The organism is Streptomyces corchorusii, from assembly GCF_001514055.1.
Classification (GTDB): Bacteria; Actinomycetota; Actinomycetes; order Streptomycetales; family Streptomycetaceae; genus Streptomyces; species Streptomyces olivaceoviridis.
In genome coordinates, this window is record NZ_KQ948351.1 from 461,642 (window position 1) to 478,494 (window position 16,853).

General features: G+C 71.7%; 12 protein-coding genes. 9 read left to right on the plus strand and 3 right to left on the minus strand.

Going from position 1 to position 16,853, the window contains the following annotated elements:
* Positions 1 to 4 precede the first annotated feature (4 nt).
* The 3 genes from rpmA (at position 5) to AQJ11_RS02015 (ending at position 3,180) form a co-directional block, all read left to right on the plus strand.
* Positions 5 to 259, plus strand: coding sequence for a 50S ribosomal protein L27 (gene rpmA / locus AQJ11_RS02005; protein WP_014672692.1), 255 nt, complete (start codon positions 5 to 7; stop codon positions 257 to 259).
* 119 nt (positions 260 to 378) lie between these two features.
* The gene (obgE, locus tag AQJ11_RS02010; protein WP_014672691.1) at positions 379 to 1,824 is read left to right on the plus strand and encodes a GTPase ObgE; all 1,446 of its coding nucleotides are present in this window, start codon (positions 379 to 381) and stop codon (positions 1,822 to 1,824) included.
* 234 nt (positions 1,825 to 2,058) lie between these two features.
* On the plus strand, positions 2,059 to 3,180 hold the full coding sequence (locus tag AQJ11_RS02015) for a glycosyltransferase family 2 protein (RefSeq protein WP_244218070.1): 1,122 nt from the start codon (positions 2,059 to 2,061) through the stop codon (positions 3,178 to 3,180).
* Positions 3,181 to 3,262: 82 nt separating this feature from the next.
* Here the strand turns inward: AQJ11_RS02015 and AQJ11_RS02020 are convergent, their stop codons facing one another.
* Both AQJ11_RS02020 and AQJ11_RS02025 read right to left on the minus strand, forming a co-directional pair.
* Positions 3,263 to 6,826, minus strand: coding sequence for a bifunctional glycosyltransferase/CDP-glycerol:glycerophosphate glycerophosphotransferase (locus AQJ11_RS02020; RefSeq protein WP_059261606.1), 3,564 nt, complete (start codon positions 6,824 to 6,826; stop codon positions 3,263 to 3,265).
* A gap of 24 nt (positions 6,827 to 6,850) precedes the next feature.
* Positions 6,851 to 9,082, minus strand: a complete 2,232-nt coding sequence (locus tag AQJ11_RS02025; protein WP_014672688.1) for a bifunctional glycosyltransferase/CDP-glycerol:glycerophosphate glycerophosphotransferase — start codon at positions 9,080 to 9,082, stop codon at positions 6,851 to 6,853.
* 333 nt (positions 9,083 to 9,415) lie between these two features.
* Between AQJ11_RS02025 and galE the strand changes: the two genes are divergently transcribed.
* Positions 9,416 to 10,387 (plus strand): UDP-glucose 4-epimerase GalE, encoded by a 972-nt coding sequence (galE, locus tag AQJ11_RS02030; protein WP_014672687.1) that lies wholly within the window; start codon positions 9,416 to 9,418, stop codon positions 10,385 to 10,387.
* A gap of 97 nt (positions 10,388 to 10,484) precedes the next feature.
* On the opposite strand, the gene AQJ11_RS02035 is transcribed toward galE, so the two are convergent.
* Entirely contained in the window at positions 10,485 to 11,213 is a 729-nt protein-coding gene (locus tag AQJ11_RS02035; RefSeq protein WP_244218071.1) for a hypothetical protein, read from the minus strand.
* Between the two features lie 464 nt (positions 11,214 to 11,677).
* Here AQJ11_RS02035 and proB point away from each other — a divergent pair, with 464 nt between their 5' ends.
* From proB to AQJ11_RS02060, 5 genes are all read left to right on the plus strand, one after another.
* Positions 11,678 to 12,784 carry a glutamate 5-kinase gene (gene proB, locus AQJ11_RS02040; protein ID WP_059261607.1) on the plus strand — a complete coding sequence of 369 codons (1,107 nt, stop codon included), beginning with the start codon at positions 11,678 to 11,680 and terminating at the stop codon, positions 12,782 to 12,784.
* A 222-nt stretch (positions 12,785 to 13,006) separates the two neighbouring features.
* Entirely contained in the window at positions 13,007 to 13,432 is a 426-nt protein-coding gene (locus tag AQJ11_RS02045) for a hypothetical protein (RefSeq protein ID WP_014672684.1), read from the plus strand.
* Between the two features lie 181 nt (positions 13,433 to 13,613).
* Positions 13,614 to 14,900, plus strand: a complete 1,287-nt coding sequence (locus tag AQJ11_RS02050) for a glutamate-5-semialdehyde dehydrogenase (RefSeq protein ID WP_014672683.1) — start codon at positions 13,614 to 13,616, stop codon at positions 14,898 to 14,900.
* A 143-nt stretch (positions 14,901 to 15,043) separates the two neighbouring features.
* On the plus strand, positions 15,044 to 15,616 hold the full coding sequence (locus tag AQJ11_RS02055; RefSeq protein ID WP_014672682.1) for an SCO2584 family spore wall biosynthesis protein: 573 nt from the start codon (positions 15,044 to 15,046) through the stop codon (positions 15,614 to 15,616).
* A gap of 88 nt (positions 15,617 to 15,704) precedes the next feature.
* Positions 15,705 to 16,775, plus strand: coding sequence for an SCO2583 family membrane protein (locus AQJ11_RS02060; protein ID WP_059261608.1), 1,071 nt, complete (start codon positions 15,705 to 15,707; stop codon positions 16,773 to 16,775).
* Positions 16,776 to 16,853 lie beyond the last annotated feature (78 nt).

Here is a 16,853-nt window from a genome sequence, read left to right on the forward strand (position 1 = left end):
AGAAATGGCACACAAGAAGGGCGCATCGTCCACCCGGAACGGTCGCGACTCCAATGCCCAGCGGCTCGGCGTGAAGCGCTTCGGCGGTCAGGTCGTGAGCGCGGGTGAGATCCTGGTCCGCCAGCGTGGCACCCACTTCCACCCGGGCGCCGGTGTCGGCCGCGGCGGCGACGACACGCTGTTCGCCCTCCAGGCCGGTTCGGTGCAGTTCGGCACCCACCGTGGCCGCAAGGTCGTGAACATCGTTCCGGTCGCCTGAGACGGCTGATCGGAAGCTTTTCGCGAGGCGGACCTCACTTCCCGGTCGGGAAGGCGGGTCCGCCTTTCGCGTGTTACCCCAAAGACATACCCGGACGTTCCTTCTGGAGGCACTGAACCATGACCACCTTCGTGGACCGCGTCGAACTGCACGTCGCCGCGGGTAACGGGGGCCACGGCTGTGCCTCCGTCCACCGTGAGAAGTTCAAGCCGCTCGGCGGCCCCGACGGCGGCAACGGCGGCCGGGGCGGCGACGTCATCCTGACGGTCGACCAGTCGGTCACGACGCTGCTCGACTACCACCACTCCCCGCACCGCAAGGCCACCAACGGCAAGCCCGGCGAGGGCGGCAACCGCTCCGGCAAGGACGGCCAGGACCTGGTCCTGCCGGTGCCGGACGGCACGGTCGTCCTGGACAAGGCGGGCAACGTGCTCGCCGACCTGGTCGGCCACGGCACCTCGTACATCGCCGCGCAGGGCGGCCGGGGCGGCCTCGGCAACGCGGCGCTGGCCTCCGCCCGCCGCAAGGCGCCCGGCTTCGCGCTGCTCGGCGAGCCCGGCGACCTCCAGGACATCGTCCTGGAGCTGAAGACCGTCGCGGACGTGGCCCTCGTCGGCTATCCGAGCGCCGGCAAGTCCTCGCTGATCTCCGTGCTGAGCGCGGCCAAGCCGAAGATCGCCGACTATCCGTTCACCACGCTGGTCCCGAACCTGGGCGTGGTGACCGCCGGCTCCACCGTCTACACCATCGCGGACGTGCCCGGCCTCATCCCCGGCGCCAGCCAGGGCCGCGGCCTCGGCCTGGAGTTCCTGCGGCACGTGGAGCGGTGCAGCGTGCTGGTGCACGTACTGGACACCGCGACCCTGGAGTCCGACCGCGACCCCGCCTCCGACCTCGACGTCATCGAGGAGGAACTGCGACAGTACGGCGGGCTGGGCGACCGGCCCCGCATCGTCGTCCTGAACAAGGTGGACGTGCCGGACGGCAAGGACCTCGCCGAGATGGTCCGCCCCGACCTGGAGGCCCGCGGCTACCGCGTCTTCGAGGTGTCGGCGGTGGCGCACATCGGGCTGCGCGAGCTGACCTTCGCCCTCGGTGAGCTGGTCGCGGGCGCGCGTGCCGCCAAGCCGAAGGAGGAGGCGACCCGGATCGTCATCCGCCCCAAGGCCGTGGACGACGCGGGCTTCACCGTCACCCGCGAGGAGGCCGGCGGCGAGCCGCTGTTCCGGGTGCGCGGCGAGAAGCCCGAACGCTGGGTCCGGCAGACCGACTTCAACAACGACGAGGCCGTCGGCTACCTCGCCGACCGGCTCAACCGCCTCGGTGTGGAGGAGCAGTTGATGAAGGCGGGCGCCCGCGCGGGTGACGGCGTCGCCATCGGTCCGGAGGAGAACGCGGTCGTCTTCGACTGGGAGCCGACGGCCATGGCCGGCGCCGAGATGCTCGGCCGCCGCGGCGAGGACCACCGCTTCGACGCGCCCCGGCCCGCGGCACAGCGCCGCAGGGACCGGCAGGCCGAACGGGACGACCCGCAGCGGGAGTTCGACGACTTCGAGCCCTTCTAGGCGGGCCGTCCCGGGCGCGGTCCCGGGCGCGCGGGAGGGGTGCTTCGGCTGTTACAGCACCTTTACACAACTTCGCGCCGATCGTCGTACGGGTGACATCGAGCCGACGTGTGGCGGGCGCTACGGTGACATGACCGTTGCGGAGGGGAGCGTTGACCGGCGCTCCCCGCCGCTTGTACGTCGTGTCCCGTGGGGGGAAGACATATGGGCTCCGCGCCCGCCGACCGTCCTGTCGTGTCCGTGATCATTCCTGTCTACAACGCCGCCGATCATCTGCCGGAGTGCTTGCAGTCCATCGCCGGTCAGTCGATCGGGTTCGAGCGGATCGAGATCGTCGCGGTGGACGACGGCTCCACCGACGGCAGCGGTGATCTGCTCGACACCTGGGCCGAACGCCACCCCGGCCGGGTCCGGGTGGTGCACCAGGAGAACTCCGGCGCACCGGGCGGCCCCCGCAACCGGGCCATCGGGATGGCCCGGGGCGAGTTCCTGTTCTTCGCCGACCCCGACGACTACCTGGGCACCGAGGCGCTGGAACGCCTGGTCGCCGCCGCCGAGCGCAACGACTCCGACGTGGTGCTGGGGAAGATCAAGGGTGTGGGGCGCAAGGCCCCGGTCACCCCGTTCCGGGAGAACGTCGACGGGGGTGACATCTTCACCTCCAAGGGCGTCTGGTCCCTCACCGCGCACAAGCTGTTCCGCCGCTCGCTGGTCGAGGAGCACGGACTGCGGTTCGCGGAGGGCCTGCGGCTGGCCGAGGAGCAGGTCTTCGTCGTGCCCGCCTACCTGCACGCGCGGTCGATCTCCGTCGTGTCCGACTACGACTGCTACTACCTGGTCCGCCGGGACGACTTCCCGCACCTGACCCAGGAGGTCCCGGACCCCGTCCCCTTCTACGCGAACGTGCGTGAGGTGCTGACCATCGTGGCGGCACACGTCCCGCCCGGCGCCCAGCGGAACAAGCTGCTGTACCGCTGGCTCACCCTGGAGATCCTCGGCCGCTTCGACGGGCGCTTCGCCGACCTGCCCGAGGAGGTCCGCGCCCTGCACGTGAAGCTGGCGGGGGACCTGGTGCGCGCGTACATGCCGCAGACGCTCGTGGACCAGCTTCCGCCGCTCTCCCGGCTGCGCTGCCTGCTGATCTCCCAGGGGCTCGTCGAGGAACTCACCGCCCTCACCACGCTGGTCCCCAGGCCGAAGCCGAAGCCGAAGCCCGAGTCGAAGCCGAAGCCAGAGCCGCAGCAGCGGCCCGCGACCGCCTCCGGACCGGCGCCCGCACGGAGCGGGGGAAGCGGCCGGTACACCCCCGCCCGTGTGCTCAGGGCGCTCAAGCGGCGTCTGCGCCGGGGGCGTTGACCGGCCGCCGTCCTCCCGGACGGGACAAGGGGCGGGGCCCGGAGGTCGAACCTCCGGGCCCCGCCCCTTGTCGCGTGCTCGCTCAGAGCTCCTTGGCCTGCTCCAGCATCCGGTCCACGACCCGCGCCGAGGCGTGGCCGTCGTCCAGGTCGCAGAACAGGTGGTGGAAGCGGTCGAAGCGGTCCTGGTACTCGGCGGACACCTCGTCGATGTCCAGGAGCGCGTCGATCAGCTCCTTCGAGGTGAAGACCAGCGGACCGGGCGAGTCCTGCTCGAAGTCGAAGTAGAAGCCGCGCAGGGTGTCCCGGTAGTGCTCCAGGTCGTAGGTGAAGAAGAGCATCGGCCGCTTCAGGTGGGCGTAGTCGAACATGACCGACGAGTAGTCCGTGATCATGATGTCGGCCGCCAGGTACAGCTCGGCGATGTCCGGGTACTCCGACACGTCCCACACGAAGCCGTTGCCGGCACCCGGCACCGCGTCCACCACGTTGGAGTGGCGGCGGATGAGTAGGACGTGGTCGTCACCCAGCCGCCGCTGCGCGTCCTCGATGTCGATCCGCAGGTCGAACAGGTACTGGCCCTGGCTGTGCGCCTGGTCGTCCCGCCAGGTCGGCGCGTACAGCACGACCTTCTTGCCCTTCGGCAGACCGAGCTGCTTCTTCACCCGCTCCGCGATGGCGTCCTTCTCCGGCGAGTACAGGTAGTCGTTGCGCGGGTAGCCCGCCTCCAGGATCTCCCCGTCGTAGGAGAAGGCGCGCTTCAGGATCGGCGTGCTGAACCGGTTGGAGGACACCACCAGGCTCCACTGCTTCGCCTCCAGCGCCAGCTTCTCCTGGTAGCGGCGGTCGAAGTGCAGCGTGTCGATGTCGTGGCCGATCTTCTTCAGCATCGTGCCGTGCCAGGTCTGGACGATGACCTGGCCGGGGCGCCGCTCGATCCAGTCCGGCAGGTGGCCGTTGGTGACGATGTAGCGGCTGGAGGCCAGCGCCTCGTACCACTCGCGGCCCCACATGCGGACGCGCTCCACGCCCTCCGGCAGCAGGACCTGGCCGTCGCGCACGGCCCACAGGTGCTTGAGCTGCGAGCCACGGGCGACCAGCTCCTCGTACATCGCCTTCGGGCTGTCGGAGAACTGCTTGCCGTTGTAGCTGAGGTAGAAGACCTGGTCCTTCAGGGGCTGCTGCCGCAGGGGCGCGTACACCTCCTCGCGCAGCTGCCGCTGGCGGTACGGGCCGCGCTCCAGGTCGTCCAGCTCCGAACGGCAGTTCAGCTGGGGGAAGTCGGCCCAGCGGTTCTCCAGCCAGTAGCGGCGGCCACCGAGTTCGGCGCGGAGCGGGAACTGCGCCGCCGCGAGCCGGTCGGTGACGAACGGTACGTCGGGGCCCTCGCCGTCGGCCGGGCGCAGGAAGAGGTTCCAGCGGCCCGCGCGCAGCGGCACGTCGCCGTTGCCGCCGAGCGTGGACGGGTCGAAGGCGACCTCGAAACGGCCGTCCTCGAACCAGCGCGGCTCCACGAAGCGCTCCTCGAACCGCGCCCGGGGCTTGAGCAGCAGCCGGGAGCCGGTGAGCCGGGCGTCGGTGCGCGCGGTGATGGTGATCCGGCCGTCCTCCAGACCGACCCGGTCGATCACGGCCCGCCGGGTACGGCCGGCCAGCTTGAGGTACCCGTTGTGGCCGCCGATCACGGCGAGTTCGCCCTGGTCGGCGTGTTCACCCAGCGAGGCGGGCAGGTCGTACCGCCCGTCGGCCAGACCCTCCTTCAGGACCGTGCTGAACTGGCGCTGGGTGCCCTTGGGGTCCGTGGCCACCAGCACGGTGGACCAGACGCGCTTCTCGGGCCGGGTCAGGGCGTCGACACCCTCGTGGAAGACGAGCGCCACGTCGGCCACCGGGATCTCGACCGAGAACCGGTGCGCGCCGCCTTCCTCGGTCACGTCGACCGGGTACTCGTGGACCTCGGCGCCCTTCTGGTTCTTCACCCGCAGCGCCACCCGCTCGCCGGCGTGCAGCGGGACCCGGATGTCGCCGGTCACCCGCAGCCGGTCGCCCTCCATGGTCCAGCCGGTGATCAGCGCCCGGACCTTCTCGATGCGCAGCTTGAGCGCACCGCGCTCGACCGACGGCAGCATCCGGAAGTCGGTGTCCAGCCAGCGGTACGGCGGGAAGTTGCAGGCGGCGCCGCCGCTGGACTGCACGGCGGCGCGGCGCACCAGGCCGGAGGCGTACAGGCCGAGGCCCACGTGCCACAGGCCCTCCTGCCACTCACCGCCCTTGCGCAGCTTGGCCGGGTCGATGGTGACCTCCCAGCCGGCCCAGTCGTAGTTGTACCGGTCCTGGCCGGAGTCCGTGGTGCGCTCCGGGGACTCGGTGTTCCGGGTGGGCAGCACGATGCGGCGGCGGGACTTGTCCTTGCGCAGTTGCAGGACCTTGACGGAGGAGCGCTTCGAGGGCAGGTCGATCTTGTCGATCCAGGCGTGCCCGCCCAGCACCAGCTTGCCCTCGGACCAGCGGACGTCCTGGAGCGGGGCGCGCATGCGCAGGTCCCGGTCGATGCGCAGCGCCTTGCGCGGGACGTCCAGGTCGGCGTCGGCCAGGGCCGGGAAGGAGGCGTACTTGCGGACCAGGCCGGTGACCTCGATGGCCTCCTTGCGCCGCTGCGAGGCCAGCAGGGTGATCAGCTCGTCGAGCTGGTGCTTGCGGACCAGCAGCCACTGCACCCGCAGGTGCGTCGGCAGGGCCATGACGACCTTGGGGTCGATGTGGTCCAGGAAGCGGTTGGCCGAGCGCAGGAACTCGGCGCGGTACTCCTCGTCGCCGTCGGGCACCACGTTGAGGAACAGCCGCAGGTCGTCCACGAGGACGCGGGTGTCGTACTCCTGCTTGAGGCGGGCGAAGGTCTCGCCGGACTGGCGGCCCAGGAAGTCGCTGATCTCCAGGACGGAGGTCACCCGGTCGCGCACACCGGCCGGGTCGGTACGGCGCTGCGTGATGGAGGGGGCGGACTCGCCCTCGCGCAGCCGCCAGTAGTAGCAGGGCTCGGAGATGACGTCGACGGCCTCGGCGAGGTAGTGCGCCCGCATGGTGACGGGCGTGTCCTCGTACAGGCGGCCCTCGGGGAAGGCGAAGCCGTGCTTCTCCCAGAACGTCCGGCGGAACACCTTGTTGCAGGCGATGCGGTCGGCGACGAGCTTGGCGTACTCGGAGATGTGGGTGCGCTGGCGTGCCTCGCCCGCGAGCATCCGCATCAGCGGCACCTGCCAGGTCTTCTCGCCCTTGAGGTGGAAGACGTTGCCGGTGGCGAAGTCGGAGCCGGTCTCGTCGAGGCTGCCCACCATCAGGCGGTAGGCGTCCGGCGGGACGAGGTCGTCGCTGTCGACGAACGTCAGGAACTCCGACTCGGGGGAGAGGTGGGCGATACCGGTGTTGCGGGCGGCCCCGAGCCCTCCGTTCTCCTTGCGTATCAGCCGGAACCGCGGGTCACGCTCCGCGTAGGACTCGGCTATCGCCGCCGAACTGTCGGGTGAGCCGTCGTCCACCATGAGGACCTCGAAGTCCTCGAACGTCTGCGCCGCCAGCGAGTCGAGACAGGCCGGCAGATAGTGCTCGACGTCGTACATGGGGACGATGACACTGAGCCGAGGGGCCATGCTTGTCGATCTCCTTCTCGGGGGTCAGGCCCGCTCGACGGCTGCGAGCGCCTGGGCGGGGGCCGGTGCGTGGGAACGCTCGGCGAACGGCACGAAGGGCAGCGGCTCCGTCTCGCCGAGGAAGACGCGGCGCACCACGCGCTCGGCGGCACGTCCGTCGTCGAACTCGCAGAACCGGCGGCGGAAGGCGTCGCGGCGCGCGGTCGCGTCCGGCCCGCGGTACTCGTCCGAGCCGAGCAGGTGGATCAGCTCGGCCTGCGAGGTGGCCACCGCGCCCGGCGCCTCCTGGAGCAGGTTGAAGTAGGTGCCGCGCACGGCGGAGTAGATGTCCCAGTCGGGTGCGTAGATGATGATCGGCCGGTCCAGGACGGCGTAGTCGAACATCGCGGAGGAGTAGTCCGTGATCAGCGCGTCGGCCGCGAGGTACAGCTCCTCCACCCGGGGGTGCCCCGACACGTCGACGATCCGCCCGCTGCGGCGCAGCTCGGCCACGTGGGCCGAGCCGCCGTAGAAGTAGTGGCCGCGCACCAGCAGGGTCACGTCCGGCCCCAGCTCGTCGGCGAGGCGGGCGAGGTCGAGGCTCGGCACGAAGCCGGGCTGGTACTCGCGGTGCGTGGGCATGTACAGGAACGCCCGGGTGCCGTCGGCGAGCCCGAGGGCCGCGCGGGCCCGGCGGACGTCGTCCGACGTGCCGTTGACGAGGACGTCGTTGCGGGGGTAGCCGGTCTCCAGCGAGACGTAGGAGCACGGGTAGACCCGCTCCCAGACGGCCGTGGAGAAGCGGTTGGAGCTGACGCTGAAGTCCCAGCGGTCGCAGCGCTCCAGGAGCTTGTCGAAGTCCATGTCCGTCGAGGCGGGGTACTTGCGCTGGTCCAGGCCCATGGTCTTCAGCGGGGTGCCGTGGTGGGTCTGGAGATGGATCTGGCCCTCGCGCTTGACCACGCTGTCGGCGAAGTTCACGTTGTTGACCAGGTACTTGGCGCGTGCGAGCGCGGCCCAGTACTCCTTGGAGCCGACCCGGACGTACCGCACGCCCTCGGGCACCCGGTCCACCGCGTCCGGCCGGACCGCCCACACCCGGCGGACGTGCGGGGCGAGCCGGGCCAGTTCGGCGTCGATGGCGGCCGGGTTGCAGGAGACGCTGCGGCTCCAGTAGGCGGAGAAGAGCGCCAGGTTCTCGTCCAGCGGCAGCCGGAGCTGCGACTGGTAGTAGACGCCCATCGCGCTGCGCTTGGACCGGTTGACGGCCGTACGGGTGCGGGTCCTGACCGCCTTGCGGAGCTTCACGGCGGCGGTGGCACCGGCCATCGCCGCGTACGCGTCCTTCTCCAGCAGCGCGTACTTGTGGCCACGGCCGCCGCCCGGCCGCTGGAAGCCCTCGGGGAGCCGGGCGCGGTAGTCGGCGGAGGCGCGGTGGAAGAACTCCGCCCGCGCGTCGGCCGGCAGCCGGTCGGGCCGGTCCAGGATGGTGAGGAAGTGGTCGACCATCTTGCGGAACAGCGGTCCGCGCCACTGCGCGAACTCGGGATGGGCGTCCAGGTAGTCGAAGACGCGGCGGTACTGGTCGAAGACGTCGAAGTGCTTGCGGCTGACCGTCTTCAGGATGTTGCCGCCCTCGCGGCGCTGGCGGTACATCACGCAGACCCGGTTCAGCACCGCGATGCGCTCGGCGCTGATCATGGAGCAGAACGTCCAGGGGGCGTCCTCGTAGTAGCCGGGCGGGAAGGTCAGCTCGTGACGGAGGACGAAGTCCCGGCGGTAGGCCTTGTTCCAGACGATCTGGAGCAGGTCCAGCAGCTTCGGCCGCTCGGAGAGCGGGAAGGTCTCCGGCCCGTCGGGCTGGAGCAGCTCGGCGCGCTGGTTGGGGCGGACCCGGCCGTCCCAGTAGCTGCGGGCGTAGTCGTAGACGAGGATCTCGGGGTCCCCGGCGGCTTCCAGCCGCTCGGCTATCGCCCGCAGCGCCCCGGCGGTCAGAGTGTCGTCGCTGTCCAGGAAGAGGACGTAATCGCCCTGAACCTTCTCCATGCCCGCATTGCGCGCACGCCCCAGCCCCACGTTCTCCGTGAGGTGAATCACGTGAACGCGTGCGTCCCGCTCCGCGTATTCGTCGAGAATGGCGCCCGAACCGTCCGGTGAGCAGTCGTCGACCGCGATGACCTCGAAGTCCGTGTAGTCCTGCCCGAGCACCGAGTCCAGGCACTCGGCGAGGTAGCCCTGCACCTTGTAGACAGGGATGACGAGAGAGAGTCTGGGCATCCTTACAACCTGTTCCGAGACTGATCACGAGAGCGTGGGGCCGAGGCCAGAGCACGCTCCGCCCGCCGGCGGCGCAGCGCGCCGTCGCATCAGAGTAAAGGATTCACTTGATGTTTCCGTGAGCAAGGTAGCGGGGCGGTCGCGGCGCGGAACAGCCGCGGAGGCCGGACCTTTACTCGCTCGGAACATTCTCCCACCCGGATCGGCGGGGAACTTCACCCCGCCTCACCACGCCGGGTTTTTGCCGCAGTTGTCCGAAATTACCCGACTCGATTTTCCGTAGTCCATGAACGAGTCTGCTCTCCTACCGACACAGACCGAGGAGGCACGGGAATGAGCTGGCTGGTCACGGGCGGCGCCGGGTACATCGGTGCGCATGTGGTGCGCGCCATGACGGAGAACGGCGAGCACGTGGTCGTCTACGACGACCTGTCGACCGGCAGTGCCGACCGGGTGCCCGGCGATGTCCCGCTGGTCGAGGGCAGCGTGCTGGACCAGGCCCTCCTGGAGCGGACGATGCGTGACCACGCCGTGACGGGTGTGGTGCACATCGCCGCCAAGAAGCAGGTGGGGGAGTCGGTGGAGCGGCCCCTCCACTACTACCGCGAGAACGTCACCGGTCTGCAGACCCTGCTGGAGGCGATGGCGGCCACCGGTGTCGGCCGGATCGTCTTCTCCTCGTCCGCCGCCGTCTACGGCATGCCGGACGTCGACCTCGTGACCGAGGACACCCCCTGCCTCCCCATGAGCCCCTACGGCGAGACCAAGCTGGTCGGCGAGTGGCTGATCGCCGCCGCGGCCAGGGCCCACGGGATCCGGGCCGTGTCCCTGCGGTATTTCAACGTGGCCGGAGCCGCCGCCCCCGAGCTGTCCGACGCGGGTGTCTTCAACCTCATCCCCATGGTGTTCGAGCGGCTGGAGGCCGGCGAGGCGCCGCGGATCTTCGGCGACGACTACGACACGCCGGACGGCACCTGCGTGCGTGACTACATTCACGTCCAGGACATCGCCTCCGCCCACCAGGCCGCCGCGGCACGTCTGCGGGACGCCCCGGAGGGGACCTCGCTCGTCCTCAACATCGGCCGGGGCGAGGGCAGCTCGGTCCGGGAGATGGTGGACCGCATCCTGAAGGTGACCGGCAACGAGCGGCTGACGCCCGAGGTGACCGACCGCCGCCCCGGAGACCCGGCGAGGGTGGTCGCCTCGGCGGACCGCATCCACGCGGAACTGGGCTGGACGGCCCGTCTCGGCCTGGACGACATGATCGAGTCCGCGTGGCTGGGGTGGCGTCACCGGCACGCCTGAGCGTCCGGCCGCGGAGCCGGGCGCAGTCCGCGTCCCGGCTCTCACCGGCCCCCCCCGACCCGCCCGGGGCGCGGACCGGCCGCGCCCTGAGGTCCCGTCAGGCCTTCAGCTCGGCCTTGTCGCCCATCACCACGACGGGGTGCAGCCGGGGATCGAGGGTGCGCAGCAGGTACCGCATCGCCGACTCGGACTGGCTCACGCACGCCGACGTGCCGCTGCCGTGGTCCATGTGCAGCCAGATGCTGCCGCCCTTCGACTGGCCCTGCGGCCTCGTCGGGTCATTGGGCGCGGTGCCCCTGACGCGGTTGTAGTCGATGGCTATGACGTAGTCGAAGTCGTGCCAGTACGCCTTCTTCCAGTAGTGGGGCGCCTGGAAGGCCGAGGACCGGGTGTACGGCAGCCTGGCCCCCGGGTCGGCGAGGACGCCGCCCGCGTCGCTGAGCGTGAACACCCCCACCGGGCTGCGCAGATCACCCTCGTGATGGTCCGCCGTCCAGCCCTTCCGCCCGTTGTGCGCCGGCCAGGAGCGTTCCTGCTTCCAGACGGCGCCGTGCTTGGTGAACAGGGCGACGGTGGAGTCGGGGGAGTCCTTCCCCGCGCCGTACACCGCGACCACCTGGCGGGAGTCGGCCGGTACCTGCCGCCACAGCCGGTCCCCGACGCCGGGTACGCGCTTGAGGACCGTCTTGTGCGGCTGCGTGTCGTCGGACCGGTCCCGTGAGGCGGCACTCCCGTGGTCCGAACTGCCGCACGCCGCGACCGACATCACCAGCAGCCCACCGAGGACCCCGCCCAACCCTGCCCGTGCCGAACCTCTTCTGCGCATGGGGTCCATGGTCGCAGACCGCCGCGAACGCGGCCGTACCGCCCCGCCCGGCACCGGCCGAAACCGGTGCGGGGGCACACCAGTTGGGGGTGGGGTCCGGGGACCTGGACGAAGGTGGTGCCGTCCGGCCGGAGATGGGCGCCATCGGCGAGGGTGGTCCCGGCCCGGTGGCTGTCGATGGGGAGGTTTTGTCGCCGGGGTGGCGTCGGCGGGCCGGGGTCCGGTGGCCGTCGAGGGGGAGGTCCTGCCGCCGGGGTGGCGTCGGCGGGGAGGGCCCGGCGGCCGTCGGGGGAGAGCTCCTGTCGCCGGGGTGGCGCCGGCGGGCCCGGACCGGGACTGTCCGGCGGCTGAGCACCGCGGGCGCGCCGCGCTCGGCTTCCCGTAGATTGAGGACGCCGGGAAGCACGGTGCCGGAACGCGCACGTGAAGGAGACGGACCGCAGGTGGCAAGGGCAAGGCAGGCCGTGGGCGAGGCCCGCAGGATCGTCGTCAAGGTGGGCTCCTCCTCGCTGACCACCGCCGCGGGCGGCCTCGACGCCGACCGCGTCGACGCGCTGGTCGACGTCCTCGCCAAGATCCGCAGCGGTGGCGAGAAGGAGATCGTGCTGGTCTCCTCCGGCGCCATCGCCGCCGGCCTCGCCCCGCTCGGTCTGCGCCGCCGCCCCAAGGACCTCGCGCGCCAGCAGGCCGCCGCCAGCGTCGGCCAGGGCCTGCTCGTCGCCCGCTACACCGCCTCCTTCGCCCGCTACGGCGTCCGCGTCGGCCAAGTCCTGCTCACCAGCGACGACATGAGCCGCCGCGCCCACCACCGCAACGCCTCCCGCACCCTCGACCAGCTCCTCGCGATGGGCGCCTTCCCGATCGTCAACGAGAACGACACCGTCGCCACCGACGAGATCCGCTTCGGCGACAACGACCGCCTCGCCGCCCTCGTCGCCCACCTCGTCCACGCCGACCTGCTGGTCCTCCTCTCCGACATCGACGGCGTCTACGACGGCGACCCCAGCAGGCCCGGCACCTCCCGGATCGCGGAGGTGAAGGGCCCGCAGGACCTCGCCGGCGTCGAGATCGGCAGCGCGGGCAAGGCCGGCGTCGGCACCGGCGGGATGGTCACCAAGGTGGAGGCCGCCCGGATCGCCGCCGCCGCCGGCATCCCGGTGGTGCTGACCAGCGCCGTCCACGCGGCCGAGGCCCTGGCCGGCGGTGACACCGGCACCTACTTCCACGCCACCGGCAAGCGCTCCGCCGAGCGGCTCCTCTGGCTCCAGCACGCCTCCACCCCGCAGGGCGCCCTGATCCTGGACGACGGCGCGGTGGACGCGGTCGTCAAGCGGCGCACATCGCTGCTGCCCGCCGGGATCGCCGCCGTCGAGGGCGAGTTCAGCGCGGGCGACCCCGTCGAGCTGCGGGACACCACGGGCCACGCGGTGGCCCGGGGACTCGTCAACTTCGACGCCAAGGAGATCCCCCGGCTGATCGGGCGTTCGACCCGCGAGCTGGCACGCGAGCTCGGCCCGGCGTACGAACGCGAGGTCGTACACAGGGACGACCTGGTCCTCCTGCACACCTGAAGCCCGCGGAACGGCTCGTGAAACGGGGCGTGCGGAGCGCCCCCGGTGGGGGACGTTCCGTAAAACCACCACGCGGAGCCCTGCGGCCTGCTCAACTTTGTCTGGGGGACATGTTGAAGGGACGGGTTCCGTCAAGGGGCCGAGCGAGCCATACGAGCATGCGAGCCGTGTGAGCCGTATGAGCCATGCGAGCCGTGCGTGCCATGCGTGAAGGAGGCCGTCGTGAGACGAGTGCGCCCGGGGGCGGCGTCCCGCGGTGCTCTGACGAGCGTCGCGGCCGGGGACACCTATGAGGAGCCCAAGGACCTGCCCAGGCTGTGGCACGTCACCCTCAGCGTCTCCGGGGAGAGAGTCCCCCTGCCCGAGCTGCGGCGGGCCCTGGAACAGCTCGCCCACGACCACCCCTTCCTGCTGACCAGCAGATACGCGACCGACCACGCCGAGATCCGGTACTGGGAAGAGGCCCGCGACCTGCACGACGCCGCCGCCGTGGCGCTGCGCCTGTGGGGCGAGCACCGGCAGAGCGCGGGCCTGCCGCCCTGGGAGATCGTCGGCCTGGAGGTCATCGACCGGGAGACCTACCACCACCGCATCGCCGAGGGCTACGGCCCCGCCCCGGCGACACCGGTGGGGGTGCACCCGTTCTGAGCGGGGCCGGGGCGGGCCGGGGCGGCGAGCCGGGGTCGGGTGAGCGGGTGCCGGCCGGGTGCGCCGCGCCGGAGCGAGCGGGCCGGCCGTTCCCCCGCCCAGGAAGGTTCACCCCTTTTGGGATGTCTCGGGGTGTGGGACGACCGCTGAACCGCCGCGCCCCGCGCACTACCCTGCCCTCATGACCACGCTCTCGCCGTACGACTCGATGTCCCCGGTCACCCAGGCCGCCTACCGGGCCAAGGCCGCCGCCGCCGACCTCGCGCCGCTCCCGCGCGCCGTGAAGGACGACGCGCTGCTCGCCATCGCCGACGCCCTGGAGGTCCGGACCGCCGAGATCGTCGAGGCCAACGCCAAGGACGTGGCCAAGGCCCGGGAGAACGGCACCAGCGAGGCCATCGTCGACCGGCTCACCCTCACCCCGGAGCGGGTCCGCGCCATCGCCTCCGACGTCCGCGACGTCGCGAAGCTGCCCGACCCGGTCGGCGAGGTCGTCCGGGGCTCCACCCTCCCCAACGGCATCGACCTGCGCCAGGTCCGCGTCCCGCTCGGCGTCGTCGGCATCGTCTACGAGGCCCGCCCGAACGTCACCGTGGACGCCGCCGCCCTCTGCCTGAAGTCCGGCAACGCCGTCCTGCTGCGTGGCTCGGCCTCCGCCTACGAGTCCAACTCCGCCCTCGTCCGGGTGCTCCGCGACGCCGTCGGCGGCGCCGGGCTGCCCGCCGACGCCGTCCAGCTCGTGCCCGGGGAGAGCCGCGACTCCGTCCGCGAGCTGATGCGCGCCCGCGGCCTGGTCGACGTCCTCATCCCGCGCGGCGGCGCCTCCCTGATCCGGACCGTGGTCAACGAGTCCACGGTCCCCGTGATCGAGACCGGCACCGGCAACTGCCACGTCTACGTCGACGCCCAGGCCGACATCGACATGGCCGTCGAGATCCTGATCAACTCCAAGGCCCAGCGGGTCAGCGTCTGCAACGCCGCCGAGACCCTCCTGGTCCACCAGGACATCGCCGCCGAGTTCCTGCCGCGCGCCCTGGACGCCCTCGCCGAGGCCGGCGTCACCGTCCACGCCGACGAGCGGGTCATGGCCTACGCCAAGGACTCCAAGGCCACCGTGGTCGAGGCGACCACCGAGGACTGGGAGACGGAGTACCTGTCGTACGACATCGCCGCCGCGGTGGTGGACTCGCTGGACAAGGCCGTCGAGCACATCCGGCTGTGGACCTCCGGCCACACCGAGGCCATCGTCACCACCTCCCAGCAGGCCGCCCGCCGCTTCACCCAGCTGGTCGACTCCACCACCGTCGCCGTGAACGCCTCCACCCGCTTCACCGACGGCGGCCAGTTCGGCTTCGGCGCCGAGATCGGCATCTCCACCCAGAAGCTGCACGCCCGCGGCCCGATGGGCCTGCCGGAGCTGACCAGCACCAAGTACATCGTCACCGGCGACGGACACGTCCGCCGCTGAGGTTCCCCCGTCCGGCCGCGGGCCCGCTGTCCCGGGCCCCGTCCGGCGAACCGTCCTGCCGCGCGGACCCCAAGGCGTCTCACCAGGCAGACGAATGTCCGTACCGTCTGCCCAAATTGACCCCCCAGGTCTACTCTGGACACGTGCCGGAGGACGTGGGGGGCACGCCGTTCCCTGACGGCTGGGAGCCCGACGACGACCACGACCACGGGGTGTCGGACGAAGAGTTCGCCTCCGTGGTCTTCGACGAGGCCTTCGTACAGGCGGCCGTCTTCCACGAGCCGACCGCCGTGGAGCGCCTTCTGGCCGCGGCCCAGGCCAGAGCCGAGGCCTCCGAGGCCGAGGCCCGCCGCGCCCGCGCCCGGGGCGAGCGCTACGACGACGGCTACGGCCCCGAGGGCGGCGCATTCGGCCGGGACCACGACGATGACGAGCTGGACGACACCTACGTCCTCGGCGATCACCACGGCCCCTTCGGTGCCTACGGCAAGCAGGTCCGCTGGCACCGGCCCGTGGCCTGGGTCCTCGCCGTCGTGATGGGCATCGGCATGGTCGCCCTGGCCTTCGCCGCCGTCTACCGGGGAGGCTCCTCGGGCACCCGCGACCGCGTTCCCGCCCCCGCCTCCACCGGCCTCGAACAGGGCAGCGCGTCCGCCCCCGGCCCCGCCGCCGACCGCTCCCGGCCGGCCGTCTCGGCCGTCCCGCCCTCTCCCTGAGCACCTCGCCCGCGCTGGATGAGAACCTGTCAGAAGTTGTCGCGGAGCGAGGCGTTTACCCAGGGCTCACGAGACCTACCCTGAAAGTATGGGCGGGCCTGGAGACCCACCGGAGGGGACACCCGAGGGCGGCCCCGGCGGTGCGGAGGACGAATACCGATCCGTCGTCTTCGACGAATCGTTCGTCCGCGCTGCCCGCCTCCAGGAGTTCTCCGCCGAGGAGCGGATGGCCGAGCACGCCCCCGCCGTCCGCCGCCGCCCGCCCCTGCACCGGGGCCTCACCCGGCAGGCCCTCGTCCTCGTCCTGCTGATCGCCGTCGCCTTCGCCACCGCGATCTACATGGGCGTGCGCCACCCCTACGGCTCCCCGCAGACCCGGCGGGCCGTGGAATCCCTCCGGATGACCGTCATCCCGCTCGCCCCCCAGGGCAAGGTGCCCGGCACCACGGACCCCGAGAGGCTCTACGCGCGCAGCCCCGCCGCCCCGTACGAGACCGGCGCCGAGGGCATACCCCTGCCCGCCTCACGCGGCACCGCCCACTTCTCCGACAGCCAGGTGGTGACCGCCCTCACCACCGCCAAGGACTACGTCGTCCGCTCCTCGCTCTACCCCGAGGTGCTCAGCGGCCGTGAGGTCAGCCCCGCCCGGGCGCTGATCGACTCCGACCAGCTCGACCAGTTCGACCAGAGCTTCGACCACCCGGCGGCGGACGGCCGGCACGCGGCCACGGGCTGGGTGGTCCGCATCGACCCCGCCCGCGCCCAGCTGGCCGACGGCAGGATCCGCGTGTTCGGCAGCCTGCACGCCGCCGAAGCCGACTCGGCGACCCTGGAGGTCACCGCCGACCACACCTTCGTCTACGCGCTGCGCCCCACCGGCGCCGCCGCCGGCGCCCCCGCCTCCCTCTTCACGGTCCGCCGCGAGGTGACCTTCCGCCTCGACCGGGACGACCTGCGCACCCACCAGGTGCAGCTGGTCACGTCCTACGTCCAGGCGGGCCCCCTCGCCTGCGCCGAGGACGCCTCGGCCTACCTCCGTCCCCTCCTGGCCGGCCAGACGGCCCGGTCGGGCGGCCCCGCGGGCACCAATCCCTACGAGACCGACAGCGCCACGGCCCTGTGCGGGACCCTGGCCACGGGGGCCCAGCCGAAGGTGTGAGGGGCGCGGAGAGGCGCGGCGCGGAGGGGGACGGCGCTGGAGTGGGACGGCGCTGGAGTGGGACGGCGCCGGAGGCGG